Consider the following 19,649-nt stretch of genomic DNA (forward strand, 5'->3'; position numbering starts at 1 on the left):
AGCATCATGGTAATGGCCAGAGATAATAAAATTCCCGGAGAGGTAAAGGTTTTTCTGAATCATATCTACGAATATAAAAAAGGGGTACGAAGCATGGTTTTGTGCACGATCAATAAATCTTATGAGCGGATTGCAACCGATCGTCTGGAAAGCCAGCAGATTTGTTATGTGAAGCAGGATGCCGGTGAGCGGAGCGTCAATATCTATTTCGGCAGGCCCGAATGTATTGAAGCCATCCGTTTACTGGTTACCCGGCCTTTGAATTTGCTTACTCCGGAAGAGGATTTTATTCTCGGTGCTTTACTGGGATATGATATTTGTATGCAGTGTGAACGTTTCTGTACTAAGAAGAAACAGGCGTTATCATCTGACCTGGCTGGTATGGTAGGATAGTTTTCCCTAAAATTGTTTATTTACAGAAGAGTGTCATACTTTGGTATGGCGCTCTTTTTGTTTGCCCAGCACGACCATATTCTATCGGGTGCAAGTCCCTAACGCACCCTAACAGCGGGAAGCGTCCAGTTGCAGTAACGGTAACCCCTCAATCCTTGGGTTATACAGCCAATTGCATCGTGGTTGAAGAATCGCTGTATGCCGAACGGCACGTACAGTGATGTGAGAGGTCGGAAAATGAAGAAGTTTTCCTCCTACTCGATTGTTGAGACACCAAGAAGTCATCATTAGTATCTTTTTTCCCCTATGCTTAAAATTTGATTTGTTTGTCTAACCAATAACTTTTAATATATTTGCGTTGTTTAACTGATTCTTTCGGATAAAATCTGGTAAATTTATAGAAGATGGGTTAACATATTCCGCATCGTATTTGTAAATATGGTGTGGGGTATGTTGCTTATTTACTTCTACGGTTTTCCAGAGCTTTCCGATAGATAAGTTACTGCTCTCACACTTCATATATAATTAAAAAAGTATTATTTGGAGATCGAGAAGCCGTGATTTAATTTACACAGAAGAAAGATGCTGGCTGAAAAGAAAATACTATCTGACCATTTTGAAGAAATATATGTCTCCTGGTTTTCCCGGATGAAGTATTTCGCATTGGAGTATGTCGTGTCGGAAGAAGACGCCGAGAATGTCGTGCAAGACGTATTTACCGAGCTATGGGAAAGAAAAGAAATCCTGGCATATGATGTGAACCTGGTCGCCCTGCTCTTTACTTCGATTAAGAACCGTAGTATCGACCTCTTACGCCACCGCATTGTTGTGAAGGAAGCTGTCAACCTGATGCAGGAAGAATATCAGGCTACTTTGCGGATGAAACTTGCCTCTCTGGAATTATTCGATCAGTCCTTACTCTCCGAGCAAGATATCGAACGGATTATTACCGAAGTAATAGATTCTCTACCAGAAAAATGTCGGAAAATTTTTATCAAAAGTAAGATAGAGGGTAAAAAGCAGAAAGAGATAGCTGTCGAATTGAATATTTCCCTTAAAACCGTTGAAAACCAAATGGCTATCGCCTATAAGAAAATTAAAAGCGAATTGAAAGACTATCTCCCCTTATTAATATTTTTGCTCGCTAATTAAAAAAAAACGTTTATCCTCTTGGGGGTTTTGGTTTCCTGATCCGTTTATTAATAACAAAAGCGGAAAATATGAACGAACGGATACATAAATACTTTTATGAGGAACTTTCCACGGAAGAGCGACTATCCCTGCTGCGCGATGTCGAGGCGAGCGAAGAACTCAAAAAAGAATTTGCAGAATATCAAAATCTATATGCCTTGTTGAACTTAGGACATCAGGTACAGGATAAAGCAATCGGCAAACAGAAATACGACCGCTTTATTTTGCAGAAGCAACACGCTATAATGTGGAAGCGTTGGACACGCCGGATTGGGTATGCGGCTGCTATTCTGATATTAGTCGTTTCAACAAGTATATTGACATATTGGTATGCACAGCCTGAGCAAACGGAGTTTTTATCGGAGAATGTGATGAATACTGTGTACGCTCCTGCCGGACAGCGGGCACAACTGGTCTTGCAGGACGGGACGGAAGTCTGGTTGAATGCAGGATCTCGACTTGATTATCCTTCTGCTTTTGCAGAAGAGAGAAGAGTATATCTTACAGGTGAGGGATTTTTTAAAGTTGCTAAAGATAAAACAAGACCATTTGTAGTCTCTACACAAACGATTGACATAAAGGCTTTAGGTACGGAGTTCAATGTACTTAGCTATCCAAAATCAAAATATGCGGAGGTTTCTTTACAAGAAGGTTCTGTCAAAGCTTATTTCCCTGAATCTGAATCTGAAGGATTGATTTTGTCTCCGGGACAATTGTTGGTGCAAAAGGGAGATTCATTAAAGCTAGAGAATATGAATTGGGATGAGTTGCTTTGGAAAAAGGGAATTTATGTTTTTAGAAAGCAAAAATTGGAGACTATAATAGAAAAGCTGGCATTGTATTTTAATGTAGATATAATTGTCCGGAATCCAGAAATACTGGAGTATGAATATGTCGGTAAATTTCGTCAAAGGGATGGTATTATGACTATTTTGAAGGTGATTCAAGATATTCATCATTTTAAGATTGAGAAAAATGATGAGTTGAATCAAATCGTTTTATCTAAATAATGTGTTTAATATTTAAAAATAAATGTATCTATGAGCCCATGAAAAAATGTAAATCGGCAGATATTGCAGTATCTGCCGATTTTAGAAAGTAAACCTGTTAGAATAATTAGTATTTACTTAATTTACAAATGTATGAAAAAATCCTTGTTAATATATGGGGAATACCCCAAAATAGTAAAAAAAACGTTCAGAGTTATGAAAGCAGCTTTCTTTTGCATGTTCGTTTTTGTTTTGCATTCTTTTGCTTTTGACAGTAATGCACAAGATGCAGTGGTAGAACTTCGGTCAGAAAATCTTTCGATAGAAGAACTGTTTAAGGAAATCGAAAAGCAGACAGATTATTTGATAGTTTATAGTACAAGTGAAATAAACTCTAATTTTAATGTGTCGCTAAGTAAGAGAAAGGCAGTAGTTACGGACTTATTGAATGAAGCGCTGAAAGGGCAAAACTTGCAGTATAAGTTTTCTGATAATTATATCGTTTTACGGCTTGCTCAAGCGATAGAAGAAAAGAAACCAGGAAAATATATAGAAATTTCCGGTACTGTTTATGATAAGAATCGGGAAATTCTTCCGGGTGTAAATATCAGTGTTATTACGGATTCTTCTATTGCTGGGACTATAACGGATGCAGATGGGCATTTCTATTTAAAAGTTCCTGATAAGAATACAGTGATTGAAATTTCTTATATAGGGTTTAAATCTCAACAGATAAAAATTGGAGATAAGATAAATTTCGATATTGTATTGGAAGAGGACGTGACGGAATTAGGTGAAGTTGTTGTTACAGGGTATGGCAGTCAGAAAAAAGCTTCGGTTATTGGTGCGATCGAGACAATACAACCTACAAAATTGCAATATGGTTCCACCCGTTCATTCTCTAACAATTTGGCGGGTCAGGTTGCTGGTGTGATTGCCGTACAACGTACTGGTGAACCGGGATCGGACAATTCTCAGTTTTGGATTCGTGGTCTTTCTTCTTTTGCCGGTAATACAAATCCTTTAGTTTTGGTTGATGGTGTTGAACGGGATCTGAATAATATTGATCCGGCCGAAATCGAATCTTTTTCGGTATTGAAAGATGCATCTGCTAGTGCCATGTATGGTGTACGTGGTGCAAATGGGGTTGTTGTTATTACGACTAAACGTGGACAAGTTGGCGCTCCTTCAGTGAATTTTCGAATAGAACATGCGATTTCGACTCCGACGAAATTGCCGGACTATATTGGTGCTGCAGACTGGATGACGCTAAGGAACGAATTGTCGGATCCATCAAGTTTACCTTATACACAGGAACAGATAGATAGAACTCGGAATGGATATGATCCGGAACTTTATCCAGACGTGAACTGGATAGATGAAGTGACAAAAGATTATGCTTATTCTACTCGTGCCAATTTGACGGTTAACGGAGGATCTACATTTTTACGTTATGCGTTGGTCGCTTCTTATTATAATGAAAAAGGAATTATAGAGACAGACCCTTCTCTGACTTATGATACGGATATTAAGTTAAACCGATATAATGTGCGTGCTAATGTGGATGTGGATATTACGAAGAGTACCACTTTGCGTATAAATATCGGAGGATATATGCAGGAACATAGGGGACCTTTTTATTCAACCAATGATATTTTATTTAACGCATTTAGTAGAAGACCATGGGAATATGCTGTTCGTTACTCTAATGGGGCAATTCCTCATATTGAAGCATCGGGTACAAGTATCAATAATCCTTGGGCTATGGCTACGCAGTATGGATATAAAACAAATACACAGTCCCAGATTCAATCGTTGGCGACTTTAGAACAGGATCTGAAAATGTTGACTCCCGGCTTAAAAGCTAAACTTAGTTTTTCGTTTGACTCCTATAATTATTCATGGCGAGATAGGAGTGCGGATCCAGCACGTTATACTCCGGCTACTGGGCGTGATGATGATGGTAACTTGATAATAAACCAGTCTCATTATGGAAGTGAGTCATTGGGACTTGGATCGGGTGGAGATTATGGAACCAAACAGACCTATATGGAAGCAACGATGACTTATCATCGTTTGTTTGGGGACGTACATGATGTGGATGGCTTATTCCTATATAATCAACAAAGTTATGATAATGGATCTGTACAACCTTTCCGTAAGCAAGGTATAGCCGGACGTTTGTCTTATATGTATGATAGCCGCTATATTGGGGAGTTTAATTTTGGTTACAATGGTTCTGAAAACTTTGCCAAAGGCCAGCGTTTTGGTTTTTTCCCGTCAGTAGCTTTAGGGTGGCTTGCGTCGGAAGAACCGTTTATGGAATCTACAAAAAGTGTTATTCATAAATTGAAGGTTAAAGCCTCATATGGAAAATCTGGAAATGATAACATCGGTGGCCGTCGTTTTGCTTATATCACAACGGTGAATTCAGGGAATGGATATGTTTTCGGGGAAAACAAAAATTATACAACATCCGGATATACAGAAGGAGAAATCGGTACAAATGATTTGACATGGGAAGTATCTTGGAAGTCAAATGTGGGTTTTGAATTGGGACTTTGGGAAGCTTTAAACTTGAATGTTGATGTTTTCCACGAATGGCGTTCTAATATATTTATGCAACGTCAGACGATTCCTAACCTCACCGGTTTTATATCATTGCCGTATGGTAATTTGGGAAAAATGGAAAATCAAGGAGTGGATCTGTCTTTAGGTTTCCAAAAACAACTGAACAAAGATTGGTCTGTCACATTTAATTCAACTTTTACTTATGCCAAAAATAAAGTGACAGAGTATGATGAACCGGCAAGTTTAGCAGGAACGTATCGTTCTAAAACAGGAGGTGGTTCTATCAATACGTTATGGGGATTGATTGCTGATAGGTTATTTACTGAAAATGATTTTAATCCAGATGGGAGTTTGAAAGAAGGGATCCCTAACCAGTTGGTTGGTTCTGGCAACCTTCGTCCTGGTGATATTAAGTATGTGGATCGTAATGAGGATGGAGTTGTTACGACAGAAGATGAAGGTTATATTGGTGGCACCGTCGATCCGCGTATCGTTTATGGCTTTGGTGCATCAGTAATCTATCGCAATTGGGATTTAAATGTCTTCTTTCAGGGAATGGGTGACACTCATAGAATAATAGGAGGGGGAAATGCTTGGTTGCCGGGAACAGGTAATAGTGCAAACATTTTTACCAATTATCAAGATCGCTGGACAGAGGAGAATCCTTCACAAGATGTTTTTTATCCTCGTTTAGATGCTTCTCCTAATGAAAACAATTATCGTGCTTCTACTTGGTGGAAAAAGGATATGAGTTTTTTGCGTTGCAAAACGATTGAGTTAGGATACAATTTACCTAAAACCTTTTTAAGTAAAGCTCGCTTAAAGAGTTTGCGCGTTTATGTAAGCTGTAATAATCCATTTTATTTCTCCAAATTTAAACTTTGGGACCCGGAATTAAATACGTCTAATGGTACTATATACCCACAGATGGCTTCGGTACAAATGGGGCTGGATTTAAATTTTTAATAATGAAAATGTTATAAAATAAATAAGATGAAAAGATTGAAATCAAAATATCTGGTAGTTGCAGCTTTTGCTTTACTTTCATTTATGTCTTGTGATTTTTTGGAAAAGGAACCAGATACAGAATTGACGATGGATATTGTCTTTGATGATAAAAATAAGGTAGAAGGTGTATTAGGCTATGTATATAATGGCTTGCCTACTCCTGGCGATTATACACATGGATTAGGCTGGAGCGTTTGGGGAGATGAACTCGTGTGGAATCGATTAGTAAATTGGGGAGTACTCTCTGTGCAAGAAAGGTTATTCAATGGAACCTGGAATGTTGCTACTGCGCCGAGTTGGAATATGTGGAATGAATACCCTAAACGGATTCGTCATGCTTATCTGTTTCAGGAAAAAGCTCATGAAATTGCAGGTTTACCTCAAGAAACAATAGATCGGATGAAAGCCGAATGCCGTTATTTGGCTTGTTATTATTGGTGGCATTTGACTGAAAATTATGGCCCTATCCCTTTTATACCCGAAATGTTTTCAACAGATGTACCATTGGCAGAAATGCAGAAAGCGCGTACTTCTTTTGATGATATAGTTTCGTATTTAGATAAAGAATTATTAGCTGTTTCAGAGTTGCTACCCGATAAGTATACTGCTACTAATGAATATGGGCATGCTACTTCAATTATGGCGTTAACTACTCGTGCTCGTATGCTGCTTTTTGCGGCCAGTCCGTTGGTAAATGGTAATTCTTGGTATAAGGATTGGACTAATGTTGATGGAAGTCAGTTGTTTAGTCCTGTTTATGACCAGCAGAAATGGATAAAAGCAGCTGAGGCTTGCAAACTTGTGATTGATAGAGCAGAGGCTGCTGGACATGCTTTGTTTATCGCTTATAATAAGGATGGGTCTATAGATCCTTTTCGGTCTACCAGAGATCTTTTTTTTACAACAGAGTCTGCTGGGAATCCAGAGATAACATTTCCTATGACAAATGATTTGGGTCATACGAATTTTGAGGGTTACGAAGATCTTTGTATTACTCCTGAATTTGGAGATGCAGGATGTTTAGGGGTATATCAAGGTTTAGTGGATGCTTACTTTATGAGTAATGGATTACCTGCTATTACAGGGTATAAGGCAGACGGGACCCCGATAATTAATGAAGAGTCTGGGTATTCCGAGGAAGGATTTACAACAGAAGTTACGAAACGTGCTGATACTTCTTGGGATGAAGGTACAGGAGTAGCGGGCGAAGTTACACCTGCAGGAATTTGGAAGATGTATTATAATCGTGAGCCTCGTTTTTATACATCTGTAAGTTATCATGGTTCATGGTATAAAGTGGCAGAACGTCCTTTTGATTTTTTGTGTTATGGAAAAGATAACAATCATCAGTGGAATTCACCGCGTAATGGTTATTTGGTACGTCGTAAAGTTTATCAAGGGGATAATAGTAAAAATGGGATATGGTATCGAAATCGGACTGAATGGCTTTATCGTTTGGGTACTAGTTATTTGGATTATGCAGAGGCTGTTAACGAGGCTTACGATAACGCAACGGGACGATTGGAAGCTTTGAAATATCTCAATCATATACGTCTGCGTGCTGGCTTACGTCAATATACAATTAACGCTGTTGCTGCAAATAACCCAGACTATATTCACGTAGATAATACGCAAGATGCTATTCGTAATGTTGTACGCATGGAACGGCGTGTAGAATTCGTTTCAGAGGGTATTCGTTGGTTTGATATACGTCGTTGGAAAATTGCTGAAAGTATACCGGAGATGAATGGCTATTTAATGGGCTTAGACTGGGATTGCACGGACATTAATAATTTCTATAAACGGGTGGGAGATCCGGAACATAATCGTGTATGGAAAAAAGCCTACTATTGGATGAATATTGAAATTTCAGAATTAGAGAAAAATCCGAATTTAGTACAAGCTCCTTATTGGTAAAAAAGAAATGAGAGTGTATAAGATACAACTGCGGGGGGGACACTCTCATTCAATTATGAAACTTTATAGATCATGATAAAGAAAAAATATATATATGTTATTTGCTTATTCCTTTTTTTGGTGGTTTGTCATGGCAGACCACTAAAAGGGAGTTGTAATAAGCATTTAAATCCTTTAAAAACAACAGATAGTGTGGCATTGTCTGTTGCAGATCCTTTTGTTTATAAATTTGATAGTTTATACTATCTGACTGGTACGACATCTTTACCGGAGGGAATGGGATTTGCTTATTATACTTCTACGGATTTAATCACATGGGAATATAAAGGCCTTTTGTATCGTAAACCGGAAAATCATATTGGCAGTCATGCTTTTTGGGCACCAGAAGTGGAGTATTATAAAGGAAAATTTTATATGACGTATAGTTGCTACGTGGAAGAGCGAGGTTTAATGCTTACTTGCCTGGCCTCCAGCGAAAAACCGGATGGTCCTTTTGTTGATCTTTACACTCCTTGGTTCGACTTAGGATATTCTGCAATAGATGCTGATATTTTTGTAGATGATGATGGGACTCCTTATGTCTATTATAGTAAAAATAGAATACAAGAGACATTGGCTGTAGGCGAGCTTTATGCCGCACGATTGGCAACGGACCTTTCGGGGCTTGACGGAAATCCTGTTTTTATTTCGGGCGCTTCCCAATCATGGGAAAAAGTAAATTGGGATAAAAATCGATGTAATGAGGGAGCTTATGTATTTAAAAGAAATGGGATTTATTATATGACTTACTCTGCAAATGATACAGGATATGGACATTATGGGATAGGGGTCTCTCGTTCAAAAAGCCCTTTAGGTCCTTGGACTAAAAGTATTAATAACCCTCTTTTGGCGACTGATCTTTCAAAAGGTATTTCTTCGCCGGGACATAATTCAATAGTAGAGGCACCTGATGGTAGATTTTGTATGATCTATCATCGTCATGCTGACCCATATTGTCAGAAACCAAATTGGGATAGAGTTGTTTGTATGGATCGCTTGTTCTTCGATGAACAAGGCGAATTGCAGATTGAAGATTCTTTACATTATTTATTGCCATGAGTGGATACAAATTGTAGATGGAAGTATTAAATTGATGAAACTTATTTTCCATAGACCGAATTCTCCTTATGGATCGGAAAGAGCTTGTATTTATGAATTGGAAGATATGGGGGATATGTTGGTTCTGAAAGATGAGCATATTGTTTAGTGATTCTTTTTCAATTCATGGGGGTATACTATTTTTTTCAAAAAAATAGTATACCCCTTATTTATTATAAAGAAATTATTTCCGAGTGGGGATGATTTATGTATTTCTCTTATAGCCGTTGAAAAGAAAGGTGAGTCTTGGTAGAACTATGGTGTTTGTGTTTAACCTCTATTAGTAGAAAGCTGTGAAATACCTCTCCGATAGTTTAAAATCCGTCGTAAAATTAATATAAATAAAGTAACAAACAAATAATATTCAGCATATTTTTACTCAAACCTCCTATATGCACCATAGTCCTACCAAGACGATGTTTAAATCCTAATAAGTGTTTTTATTTCCAGTTTCGTTAACTTTTAATAGGAGGACATATATATGACGTGAGACCAATACAAAGGATGGTAAATAAGCCATCACAGATGAGAATAAGTTACTTGAATCTTTATTATCAACTAATCTATTAATATTCATGAAAATACAGCAACAAGAGAATTTTCATATACTTTCTCAATTATATAAACCGCATTATTGTGCGGTAGCTATAACTTTAGGCTTGTTTCTGTTTTGTTCGGTTCCGATCTCTGCGACAGACGGGAATAAAGAAGAAATAACAGTTGCGGAAAACGGATCGTCCATGCAGAAAGGACGGACAGTAACAATAACGGTAACGGATGAATCCGGTCCGTTGATCGGTGCAAATGTAACGGTCAAGGGAACGACAAACGGGAATGTTACGGATGCAAACGGATATGTCATATTGCAGAATGTTCCTGATGATGCAGTTCTTTCTGTTTCCTATATAGGATATGTTTCAAAGGAAATACCCTTAGGTAATCAGAGCTCATTGCGTGTCCGGTTGGCTGAAGATACCAAGACGCTGGATGAGGTCGTCGTGATCGGCTATGGAACGATGGAAAAGAAACAGGTGACGAGTGCCGTTACCTCTCTTTCTGCTGACGATCTGATGGTCGGAGTGAGTGGTTCGGATATCTCTTCCGCTTTACAAGGTAAGATCGGAGGATTGATCATGACCAATCTGGGCAGTGCAAACTCAAGTACGACCTTCCAGTTACGCGGTATGACCTCGATAAATGCCGGTAGAGCCCCTTTGGTTGTTATCGATGGTTTTCCCGGTGGCGATATTCGTTCGCTTACTCAGGACGATATAAAATCCATCGACGTCTTGAAGGATGCTTCGGCCGGAGCTATCTACGGAACCCGTGCCGCTTCCGGAGTGATCCTGATCACGACTAAGAGCGGCTCCAATACGGATGGAAAGGTGAAGTTGACGTATAGTTCTGAGTTTACAAAGAAGCAGAATTATAATGCCCCTGAAATGCTTTCCGGCCGAGAATATGCGGAACATGAGATAGGGACCGACTACGGTTCGGATGTCGACTGGTGGGACGAACTGATCAACCACAACAACTTCTCCCAAAAGCACCACCTGGCTCTTGAAATGGGAACGGAGAAAGCGCAGGTCTATACCTCTTTCTTCTATGAGAAGAATCAGGGAATCGCCCATCAGGATGAACGGCAGGATTATGGTGGACGTGTGAATGCAAACTTTAAATTGTTCGACGATTGGTTGGAAGTACGTCCGAATGTCGATTACCGGCAAGCGATGCGTAACAATCATTATCCGAATTTCCAGCAGGCATTGCGTAATAACCCGACCCGTTCACCCTACGATCCGGAGAGTGAGACCGGTTATAATGTCTGGCTGAACGAACAGTTGGATTATAATGTAGTAGCCGATGCCATGCTGAGTACCTATGAAGGGCTGGATAAATGGTTCAAACCGGAGGTGACTTTCAAGTTGAATATAAAGCCTGTTCCCGGACTTTCCTATCAGCAAGTGCTAGGATATGAAAATCGGCAATGGGAACATCATTTCTATAATTCCCGCAACCACCGGGATGAACTGGAAGAATCGCGGAAAGGCTATGCCCATCTGGCTTTCAGTAAAACAGAGAACCTCACTTCGGAAGGATATGCAACCTATATCAAAGAATTTAAGGGCGGTCATAACCTGAATGCGGTAGCCGGTTATTCCTATTTTGAAAACAACGGCGAGAGCTTCAATATGTCCAATTATAATTTTGCTGTAGATGGTGTAAAGTTCTGGGATATAGGCGCCGGTTCCTATTTGAGTGACGGCAAGGCAGCAATGAGTTCCGGTAAAAATATTACCGAACGTTTGTTCTCCCTGTTTGCCCGTGCGAATTATTCTTATCAGGATAAATATCTGTTGCAGGCATCTATCCGCCATGAAGGTTCGTCCAAGTTCGCTGCAGATAATCGCTGGGCTAACTTCTGGTCTGTATCTGCCGGTTGGCGTATTTCCAATGAAAAGTTTATGGAAGATATCAAATGGATAGACGACCTGAAGGTTCGTTTCGGTTATGGAGTAACCGGAAATAATGACTTTAGTGCTTCCTATATGGCCAATATGCTTGGCTCCGATACTTATTGGATGCTTCCTGATGGTGAATGGGCCTATTCCTACGGAAAGACACAGAATGTGAACCAGAGTCTGGGTTGGGAGGAAAAGAAGGAATGGAACCTGGGGCTCGATTTCTCGCTCTTTGACAATCGTTTATATGGTAAATTCGATTATTATCGTCGTAAGGTAGACAATCTGATTTATAGTGTAAAAGTACCTCAACCACCTTATACACAAGGCTCTCAATGGCAGAATATCGGAAGTATGGAAAGTAAGGGATGGGAGTTTGAAGTAGGCGGAGATATTATCCGTACGAAAGATTTTGTGTGGACTTCCAACCTGAACCTGAGCCATAACACTGGCAAGATACTGACGTTATGGGGAAATAATACCTATTATAATGGGAATGGCTTTCCTGCTCCGGGTTCTCCCGGGGATGCAGCCCGTATGGAAGAAGGTTCGACGATCGGTTCGTTCTATTTGTGGAAGTTTGCCGGTTTTGACGATGACGGAGGTTTCCTTCTTTACAATAAAGACGGTGAAGTGATCCCGGCCGCACAAAAAACGGAGAACGATAAACAGTACATGGGAAATTATACTCCCAAACTTGTGGTCGGTTGGAGCCATACGCTGGCTTATAAGAATTTCGATCTGGGGATCAACCTGCGCAGTTGGATCGATTTCGATGTTTACAACACGATAAATATGTACTTCGGCATCCAAGGACAGGGAAATACCAATGTATTGAAAGCAGCCTATGGAAAATTCAGCCATATCAAAGGGGAGAAACAGATTTGTGATTATTACCTGGAAGACGGTACCTTTCTGAAAATCGATGCTATCACATTGGGATATACGCTGCCGATGAAGAAATACACCAAGTTCATCGATCGTATCCGCCTCTACGGGACAGTAGGAAATGTATGCACTATTACCGGCTATAGCGGCATGAACCCCGAAGTAAATATTACCGGCTGGGAAGGTGGTACGGAAAAGTTCTGGTCGGATTTCTATCCGGTGGTACGTACTTATACTTTAGGTCTTCAGTTAAACTTCTAAATACAGGCAGAATGAAAAAGAATAAGATAATAAATTATATATGTTCGGGTATCGCTTGTTTACTGGCAGCAACATCCTGCGATGTGGAACCGACATTTTATTCGCAGGTAGTTCCCGAAACTTTTTATACCTCTCAGGATGCGGTATGGGAACGTTTTAACCGTCCGTTTACCCATTGGCGCTGGTATGTGGGGCATAACGAACCCCGTTGGATGCTTCAGGAACTGGGGACGGACGAGTTCTGTCTGCCAACCCGGGGTAGTGACTGGTATAACGGGGCTATGTATCAGAAATTCCATCACCATGACTATACGGAGGATATGGCATTTGTGGAAACAGGATGGACGAACTTCGCTATGGGAGTCGCGCTCTCCTGGGATGCGTTGGAAGATCTGGAAAACATTGATTTCGATGCTTTGGGGTTTGAAGAAGGGACAAAAGAGTCAATGCTTAACCAACAGAAAGCTCTGGTTGCCTCTTTTTATCTGGACGGACTGGATCTTTTCGGCGGGGTTCCCCTTTATGAGACGACACAGAGTGATGTAAAAGGTCGGTCTACCGACCAGGAAACATTCGATTTTGTTGAGAATCTCTTGAATGAAGCAATACCCAATTTACCGGTTAAAGAGGAGTTGGGCGCTATGGAGAACGGAAGTCTTCACCGGGCAACTGGTGCAGCTTTACTGGCCCGGCTTTATTTCAATGCAAAGCCTTATATCGGAAAAGAGATGTACGCTGAAGCTGCCGCCATCTGTCAGGATATTATCGACGGGAAATATGGTAAGTATGCGCTGGATACGGACTGGACAAATATTTTCGGTTTTGACAACGAAACTTGCCCTGAGATAATCTGGTCGGTTCCCAGTGAGAATGCTAAACTGGAAACGGATGGAATGTATTGGAGTTATATGGTCCCTTACAATTATAAAAACTATCTTGGCGGCTTGGAAGGTTCCGGCTCTAATAATGGTATCGGGTTGATTCCCAGTCTGGACCCGACAGGAAAGAAGTATCCTTATAAGTTGGGAGGTGCTTACTCCAAATTCAATGATAAAGATATCCGCAAACAACCTTATGTGTATGAAGGAAGTGGTAAATACCGGGGAATGTTTATCGTCGGTGAATTGATCAATCCTTTGAATCCGGAGTGGGTTTGTACGGGCAGCAGGGAATATAATGGCCAGCCGTTAGTAGTCCGTGATCAGGTGGCCTATTTTGCAAAAGTCGGATCGGCGGATTACCCGACATTGGAATCTTTGCCTTCAACTATTGCTACGGCCGAAGAATCTTCTTGTGTACGTGTTACCAAACGGAGTCCGCGTCCGAATCAGGATGAGAAAACCCGGAAGTTCGACCCGGATGTGCCTATTATCCGTTTGGCTGAAATCTATTATATGCTGGCTGAATGTAAGATGCGTTCAGGAGATAATGAAGGGGCTGCCCGGTTGATAAATACGGTTCGTCAACGGTATTTTGAGAATGGAAATGATCCCGATCCGGTTACGGTAGCCAATCTGGATAAATACCGCATGCTGGATGAATGGTTGCAGGAATTCCTGGGTGAAGGACGCCGGCGTACCGATCTGGTACGGTGGGATGCTTATGTGACCGAAAACTGGTGGGATCATCAGGCTACTAATAATACGAACCTAAACCGTTTCCCTATTCATTATAGTCTTATAGGTGCCAATAATTTGCTGGAACAGAATCCTGGGTATTGATTGGCAGGAATGTTTAGGTTATCTGTTTTGTAGAAAGAGTGTTGGTTGCGGATTAGTGGGTGGGGCAATTTATGAGTTGTGTTTTAATAGATAGAATGGAATGACCGGACTTTCCCTTTTACCCCGACGATGCTGTCTCCATAGGGTGAGGGAGCTTGCCGAACGGGTAAAAGGAAAAGACGGATCATTCTTTTAGTAACTGATCTTGATACCGGCGAAATAACTTCTCGGTGTTGCCGGCCCGTAGATATAAGCAGAGTCACGGTTCGGACCCTGGTCGAAGTCGGACTGGTAGGCTTCGAAGATATTCTGTACACCGGCATTTACTTCCAGGTTGATATCTTTATAAATGTGGAAGTCGTACGCCAGTTTGATATTCATATCGAAAAAGTCCGGTGTCTTAACCGCTTTATCCATTGGGATGTAACCTGCCAGATGCTGAACCAGCATACTTCCGGTATAAGTGCCCGACAGGGAAGCCGTGAAATGTTTCAACGGAGTCAGTGTCGCGGTAAAGTAACCATATGTATTGGGGGTACGGAACATCTTCTTTTCGGTTGGCACGTTCTCATCTTCACTCCATTTCTCCGGTTCGTTGTAACGGCTGCGTTGGAATGTGGCTCCTGCCTGTAAAGACAACCAGGAAGAAAGGACACTTTTCCCTTCCAGGGTCAGCCCCATCACTTTTGCTCCCGAACCGTTCCGGCGCTCTTTGATGATATTGCCCTGTTCGTCTTTCCCGATTTCTTCCAGCACGAATACATCGTTCAGACTCGTATAAAAGCCTTCCACCAGGAAATTTACCTGGATACCGTTCTTGAAACGGTGATAAAAGTCGACCGATGTGCTGAGGCTTTGCGATTTCTCTTCCTTCAGGTCTTTCGCCCGACGTATCATCGCTATTTCACCTCCGACGGCAGAGATGTGCATGTCTTCGTCGAAAGCCTGCGGAGCACGGAAGCCACTGGAATAACTGGCACGTATATTGATATCTTCCGTCGGATTGAAACGAACGTTGGCACGGGGGCTGAATACCACATTATCTATCATGTTGTGCTTGTCCATACGCGCTCCGATCAGGAAACTCCACCGTTTGTTTTTCCATTCGTTCTGCAGGAAAAGGCTTTCGATATGGACTTTCTGGTTGGTGTAGCGGTTGTAACCGATCATTTCGTCTTTCAGATGATCGTAGTTGTATTCCAATCCGGCGGTCAGGTCTGACGGCATAAAGAGGAACTGGTCGAAGCTGTACGAATACTGTGTACCGGCCATAAAGGTCAGGTCGGTAGTCTTACCATACGCATTCGGGTCCTGTCCGGTGCCGTAATAGCTGTCGCGGTCGGTGTTTTGGGCCGAGGTAAAGACACTGAACCTCTGTTTGTAATCGGATGAGAAAAGGTCGAACTTCAATCCTCCGCCGTCGATGGAGTGCTCCAACTGTTCGGCAATATCCGCTTCATGGGGCGGACGGTCCAACAGGTTGCCGCCGCGACGGTATTCGTTCATATGGTGATATTCGAACGTCAGTTTGCTGTACGTGCTTGTTTTCAGATAGGAACGGAAACCAACCGTTTGATTCTTCAACTTTGGCAATTCGGTATAGCCGTCATTATCATGGTCGTAACCGGAACGATGGCGGTTCTGTCCGAAGATATACATTCCCGCCTTCCCGTTATCCGTTACCAGCGAAGCATTCAGTGTCGTGTTATTGTCAAAAGAGGAACTTCCTCCGATAGAAGACAAAGTATGTGTCAGTTCGCCCGAGTTACGTAACGGCTCTTTGGTTATGATATTGATCGTTCCGGCGATGGCGGAAGAACCGAACAATGCTGAACCGCCTCCACGCATCACTTCCACACGGTCGATCATATTGGCCGGAATCTGTTCCAGTCCGTAAACTCCCGAAAGTGCACTGAATATGGGGCGCGAGTCGATCAGTATCTGCGTATAAGGACCGTCCAACCCATTGATACGTACCTGTTGGAAACCGCAATTCTGGCAATTCGTTTCCACACGCACACCCGGCTGGAAGTTCAATCCTTGCGCCAGGTTCACCGCATTGGTTGTCTTAAATATCTTCGAATCGATCACATTTACCAGTGTAGGAGCCAGACGCCGTGAGGTTTCACTCCGGTTTGCCGATACGACAACGCCGTCCAGGGCAATTCTGTCTTCTTCCATCTCTACATTAATTTCCTGTGTTTTCCCCTTCTCCAGTTTTACATCGCGGGTGACAGTCTTGTAACCGAGATACTTAAATTCGAGGGTGAACTTTCCTTCCGGCAGGTTCTTCAGGAAATAATGACCGGAGTTGTCCGTTGTCGTTCCGATGGTTGTCCCTTTTAGTATAACGGTGATAAATGGCAGATGCTCGCCGGTTTCTTTATCCAATACATGCCCGAATACGTTTGCATCCGATGCGTTCATTTTCTCTTCTTCAGTGGCCCATGCAACCGTAAGGGTACAGCATAGGCATAGTATAAGTGTTATAATCTTATTCATATTGATTTAATCTGATAAATAGGTAATACAATAATTGAATGCCCGGTATTTTCCGGGACTCTTCTTCCCATCTTGAAGGGTTTGCCACAAGCATGGCATAGCTTTGCCATAGGCATGGCACAACTTTGTCACAGGCATGGCAGGACTTTGCCATAGGCGTGGCGGAACTTTGCCAACGTGATGAAAAAGGTTGGCAAACTGCATGGGGACATATTTATCAGGCTACAGGAGGGGCGCGAAGAGACGGTTCCCCTTGTATGGGGACCAGATAATCCGGGTAGACCGGATTGCAGGATAATCTGAATAATACTGTAAGAAAAGCGGCAAGCAATAAAGAGACAAATGCAGCACCGCTGATCTGAATAGTCGATAGTTGATGAAGTAACTGGAACTCGGCATAACCATGTTCATGGTCCGGGCGTCCGTCGTCTGTCTTATGGTAAGGGTGCGAATGGACAATCGTTACCCCATTCACAATATGAACGTGGGTAAACGCAATCAGGCATCCCAGATACGCAATGAACAGTGCGGGGAGCGCTATACGCAGATATTTCCTAAACTTCTCCATCACCTTTTGCAAATATAAGGCTTTATTTATATATAAAAGAAGGGTATGATATTAAATCTGTATTAAATACCTACTGTAAGGTATGAAAAAAGCCTCTCCTCGCAGAGAAGCTTCTCTTCAATTCTTTAGTTGTGCAAATTAGTTATATTATATATCTAGTATGTCAATTCAGTGAATAGTTCTGTGCCAGATAAGGGGACTTCTTGCCGTTTCTCCGGGCGGAAAGAAGTTCTTTCAACTCTTCCAGTTCCATTTTATTCAGGCAGAAGTAGATGCTTTCCGATTGTATCTTTATACATATTTTCCGGTTAGAGGCAAAATGTTGGTTGTTCTGTATGGACAGGTCGCCGTCGATACTGTTTACATATCTTCTGAAGTTCTGGTAGCCGGCTTCGGTGAAGCAGAAAAAGAAGTTACCGAATTCGAGACTATATGTATTGCAACATTCGCAGAATGTGAGTTGACCGTTGAAAGTTTTATTTAATATCTTCATAATGGATAACTGGAATATCTTGTTAATTACTTTCCAAAGGTCTTCATTCTTTGACAGATATACAATCGCAATAAGATGGTAAAACTCGGGTATTGAATACCTATAAAAAGGTAAGAGCCTCTCCTCACGGGGAAGCTCTTTACTTTAATCCTAGTTTTGGTAAATTAGCGATTATGATTTATTTTATGAGATTACTTTAATCTTTTATAGCCATATACAGCTTTGTTACCCAACTCTTCTTCGATGCGGAGCAACTGGTTGTATTTAGCCATACGGTCTGAACGGCTCAATGAACCGGTCTTGATCTGTCCGCTGTTGGTAGCAACGGCGATGTCGGCGATCGTTGCATCTTCTGTTTCGCCGGAGCGGTGAGAAGTGACGGTCGTGTAGCCGTGACGGTGAGCCATCTCGATCGCATTCAGTGTTTCAGTCAATGAACCGATCTGGTTTACTTTGATCAGGATCGAGTTGGCGCAACCTTCCTGAATACCTTTCGACAGGAAGTCGACGTTTGTAACGAACAAGTCGTCACCTACCAGCTGGCAACGGTTACCGATACGGTCGGTCAGCTTCTTCCAGCCTTCCCAGTCGTTTTCGTTCATACCGTCTTCGATAGAGTCGATCGGATATTCGTTGATCAGTTTTTCCAGGTAATCTACCTGTTCGTCGGAAGTACGTTTTACGCCTTTGTCACCTTCGAACTTCGTATAGTCGTAGATACCATCTTTGTAGAATTCGGAAGAAGCGCAGTCCATACCGATCATGATGTCTTTGCCAGGTTCGTATCCGGCAGCTTTGATAGCGGCAAGGATCGAGTTCAAAGCATCTTCCGTTCCTTCCAGAGCAGGAGCGAAACCGCCTTCGTCACCTACGGCAGTGCTCAGGCCACGGTCGTGCAACACTTTCTTCAATGCGTGGAATACTTCGGCACCCATACGCAGACCTTCCTTGAAAGAAGGAGCACCTACCGGGCGAATCATAAATTCTTGGAAAGCGATCGGAGCGTCACTGTGTGAACCGCCGTTGATGATGTTCATCATCGGAACCGGCATCACGTATGTGTTTGTTCCGCCGATATATCTATATAAAGGAATATCCAGATAGTTGGCAGCAGCCTTGGCAACTGCAAGGGAAACACCGAGGATGGCGTTTGCACCGAGGTTTGATTTGGTCTTCGTTCCGTCCAGTTCGAGCATGGCCTGGTCGATACCTACCTGATCCAATGCTGACATGCCTTTCAGGGCCGGAGCGATTATCTTGTTTACGTTTTCAACAGCTTTCAGTACACCTTTACCGCAATAGCGTTTCTTGTCACCGTCGCGTAGTTCCAATGCTTCGTGTTCGCCGGTCGATGCGCCGGAGGGGACAGAAGCTCTGCCTGTTACACCTGATTCCAATAATACATCTACTTCTACGGTAGGGTTACCTCTTGAGTCGAGGATTTCACGTCCTGTAATCTTTTCTATTTTCATTGTTTGTTCATTTTTAAGACGGAACAAATATAGAAAGAGATCGGAGAACGTGAAATCACCATAAATGGGCATTCTG

The 19,649-nt window shown here is 41.9% G+C and carries 12 protein-coding genes; 8 read left to right on the forward strand and 4 right to left on the reverse strand.

What is annotated here, in order from left to right; genetic code table 11:
* The first annotated feature begins 12 nt into the window (after positions 1 to 12).
* The 8 genes from DWX23_RS13645 to DWX23_RS13685 all read left to right on the forward strand — a co-directional run bounded on the left by DWX23_RS13645 (position 13) and on the right by DWX23_RS13685 (position 14,538).
* A complete protein-coding gene (locus tag DWX23_RS13645; RefSeq protein WP_183671343.1) occupies positions 13 to 393 on the forward strand; it encodes a DUF2023 family protein in 381 nt (126 codons plus the stop codon).
* Positions 394 to 975: 582 nt separating this feature from the next.
* Positions 976 to 1,545, forward strand: coding sequence for an RNA polymerase sigma-70 factor (locus DWX23_RS13655; protein ID WP_122374880.1), 570 nt, complete (start codon positions 976 to 978; stop codon positions 1,543 to 1,545).
* Positions 1,546 to 1,613: 68 nt separating this feature from the next.
* Positions 1,614 to 2,594 (forward strand): FecR domain-containing protein, encoded by a 981-nt coding sequence (locus DWX23_RS13660; RefSeq protein ID WP_122351775.1) that lies wholly within the window; start codon positions 1,614 to 1,616, stop codon positions 2,592 to 2,594.
* Positions 2,595 to 2,726: 132 nt separating this feature from the next.
* Entirely contained in the window at positions 2,727 to 6,110 is a 3,384-nt protein-coding gene (locus DWX23_RS13665; RefSeq protein WP_122374881.1) for a TonB-dependent receptor, read from the forward strand.
* Positions 6,111 to 6,137: 27 nt separating this feature from the next.
* Positions 6,138 to 8,069: a RagB/SusD family nutrient uptake outer membrane protein gene (locus DWX23_RS13670; protein WP_122374882.1), complete on the forward strand. Its 1,932-nt coding sequence runs from the start codon at positions 6,138 to 6,140 to the stop codon at positions 8,067 to 8,069.
* 72 nt (positions 8,070 to 8,141) lie between these two features.
* Positions 8,142 to 9,167, forward strand: a complete 1,026-nt coding sequence (locus DWX23_RS13675; RefSeq protein ID WP_122374883.1) for a glycoside hydrolase family 43 protein — start codon at positions 8,142 to 8,144, stop codon at positions 9,165 to 9,167.
* Positions 9,168 to 9,946: 779 nt separating this feature from the next.
* The gene (locus DWX23_RS13680; protein ID WP_233587611.1) at positions 9,947 to 12,817 is read left to right on the forward strand and encodes a SusC/RagA family TonB-linked outer membrane protein; all 2,871 of its coding nucleotides are present in this window, start codon (positions 9,947 to 9,949) and stop codon (positions 12,815 to 12,817) included.
* 11 nt (positions 12,818 to 12,828) lie between these two features.
* Entirely contained in the window at positions 12,829 to 14,538 is a 1,710-nt protein-coding gene (locus DWX23_RS13685; protein WP_122374885.1) for a RagB/SusD family nutrient uptake outer membrane protein, read from the forward strand.
* Positions 14,539 to 14,730: 192 nt separating this feature from the next.
* On the opposite strand, the gene DWX23_RS13690 is transcribed toward DWX23_RS13685, so the two are convergent.
* The 4 genes from DWX23_RS13690 to eno all read right to left on the reverse strand — a co-directional run bounded on the left by DWX23_RS13690 (position 14,731) and on the right by eno (position 19,573).
* Complete coding sequence (locus DWX23_RS13690) at positions 14,731 to 17,040, reverse strand: TonB-dependent receptor (protein WP_122374886.1); 2,310 nt, start codon at positions 17,038 to 17,040, stop codon at positions 14,731 to 14,733.
* A gap of 217 nt (positions 17,041 to 17,257) precedes the next feature.
* The gene (locus DWX23_RS13695) at positions 17,258 to 17,608 is read right to left on the reverse strand and encodes a hypothetical protein (RefSeq protein ID WP_122351768.1); all 351 of its coding nucleotides are present in this window, start codon (positions 17,606 to 17,608) and stop codon (positions 17,258 to 17,260) included.
* 163 nt (positions 17,609 to 17,771) lie between these two features.
* Positions 17,772 to 18,101 (reverse strand): DUF6686 family protein, encoded by a 330-nt coding sequence (locus DWX23_RS13700; RefSeq protein WP_122351767.1) that lies wholly within the window; start codon positions 18,099 to 18,101, stop codon positions 17,772 to 17,774.
* A 191-nt stretch (positions 18,102 to 18,292) separates the two neighbouring features.
* Entirely contained in the window at positions 18,293 to 19,573 is a 1,281-nt protein-coding gene (gene eno / locus DWX23_RS13705; RefSeq protein ID WP_122351766.1) for a phosphopyruvate hydratase, read from the reverse strand.
* Positions 19,574 to 19,649 lie beyond the last annotated feature (76 nt).

The sequence above is a fragment of the Parabacteroides sp. AF18-52 genome (genome assembly GCF_003479145.1).
Classification (GTDB): domain Bacteria; phylum Bacteroidota; class Bacteroidia; order Bacteroidales; family Tannerellaceae; genus Parabacteroides; species Parabacteroides faecis.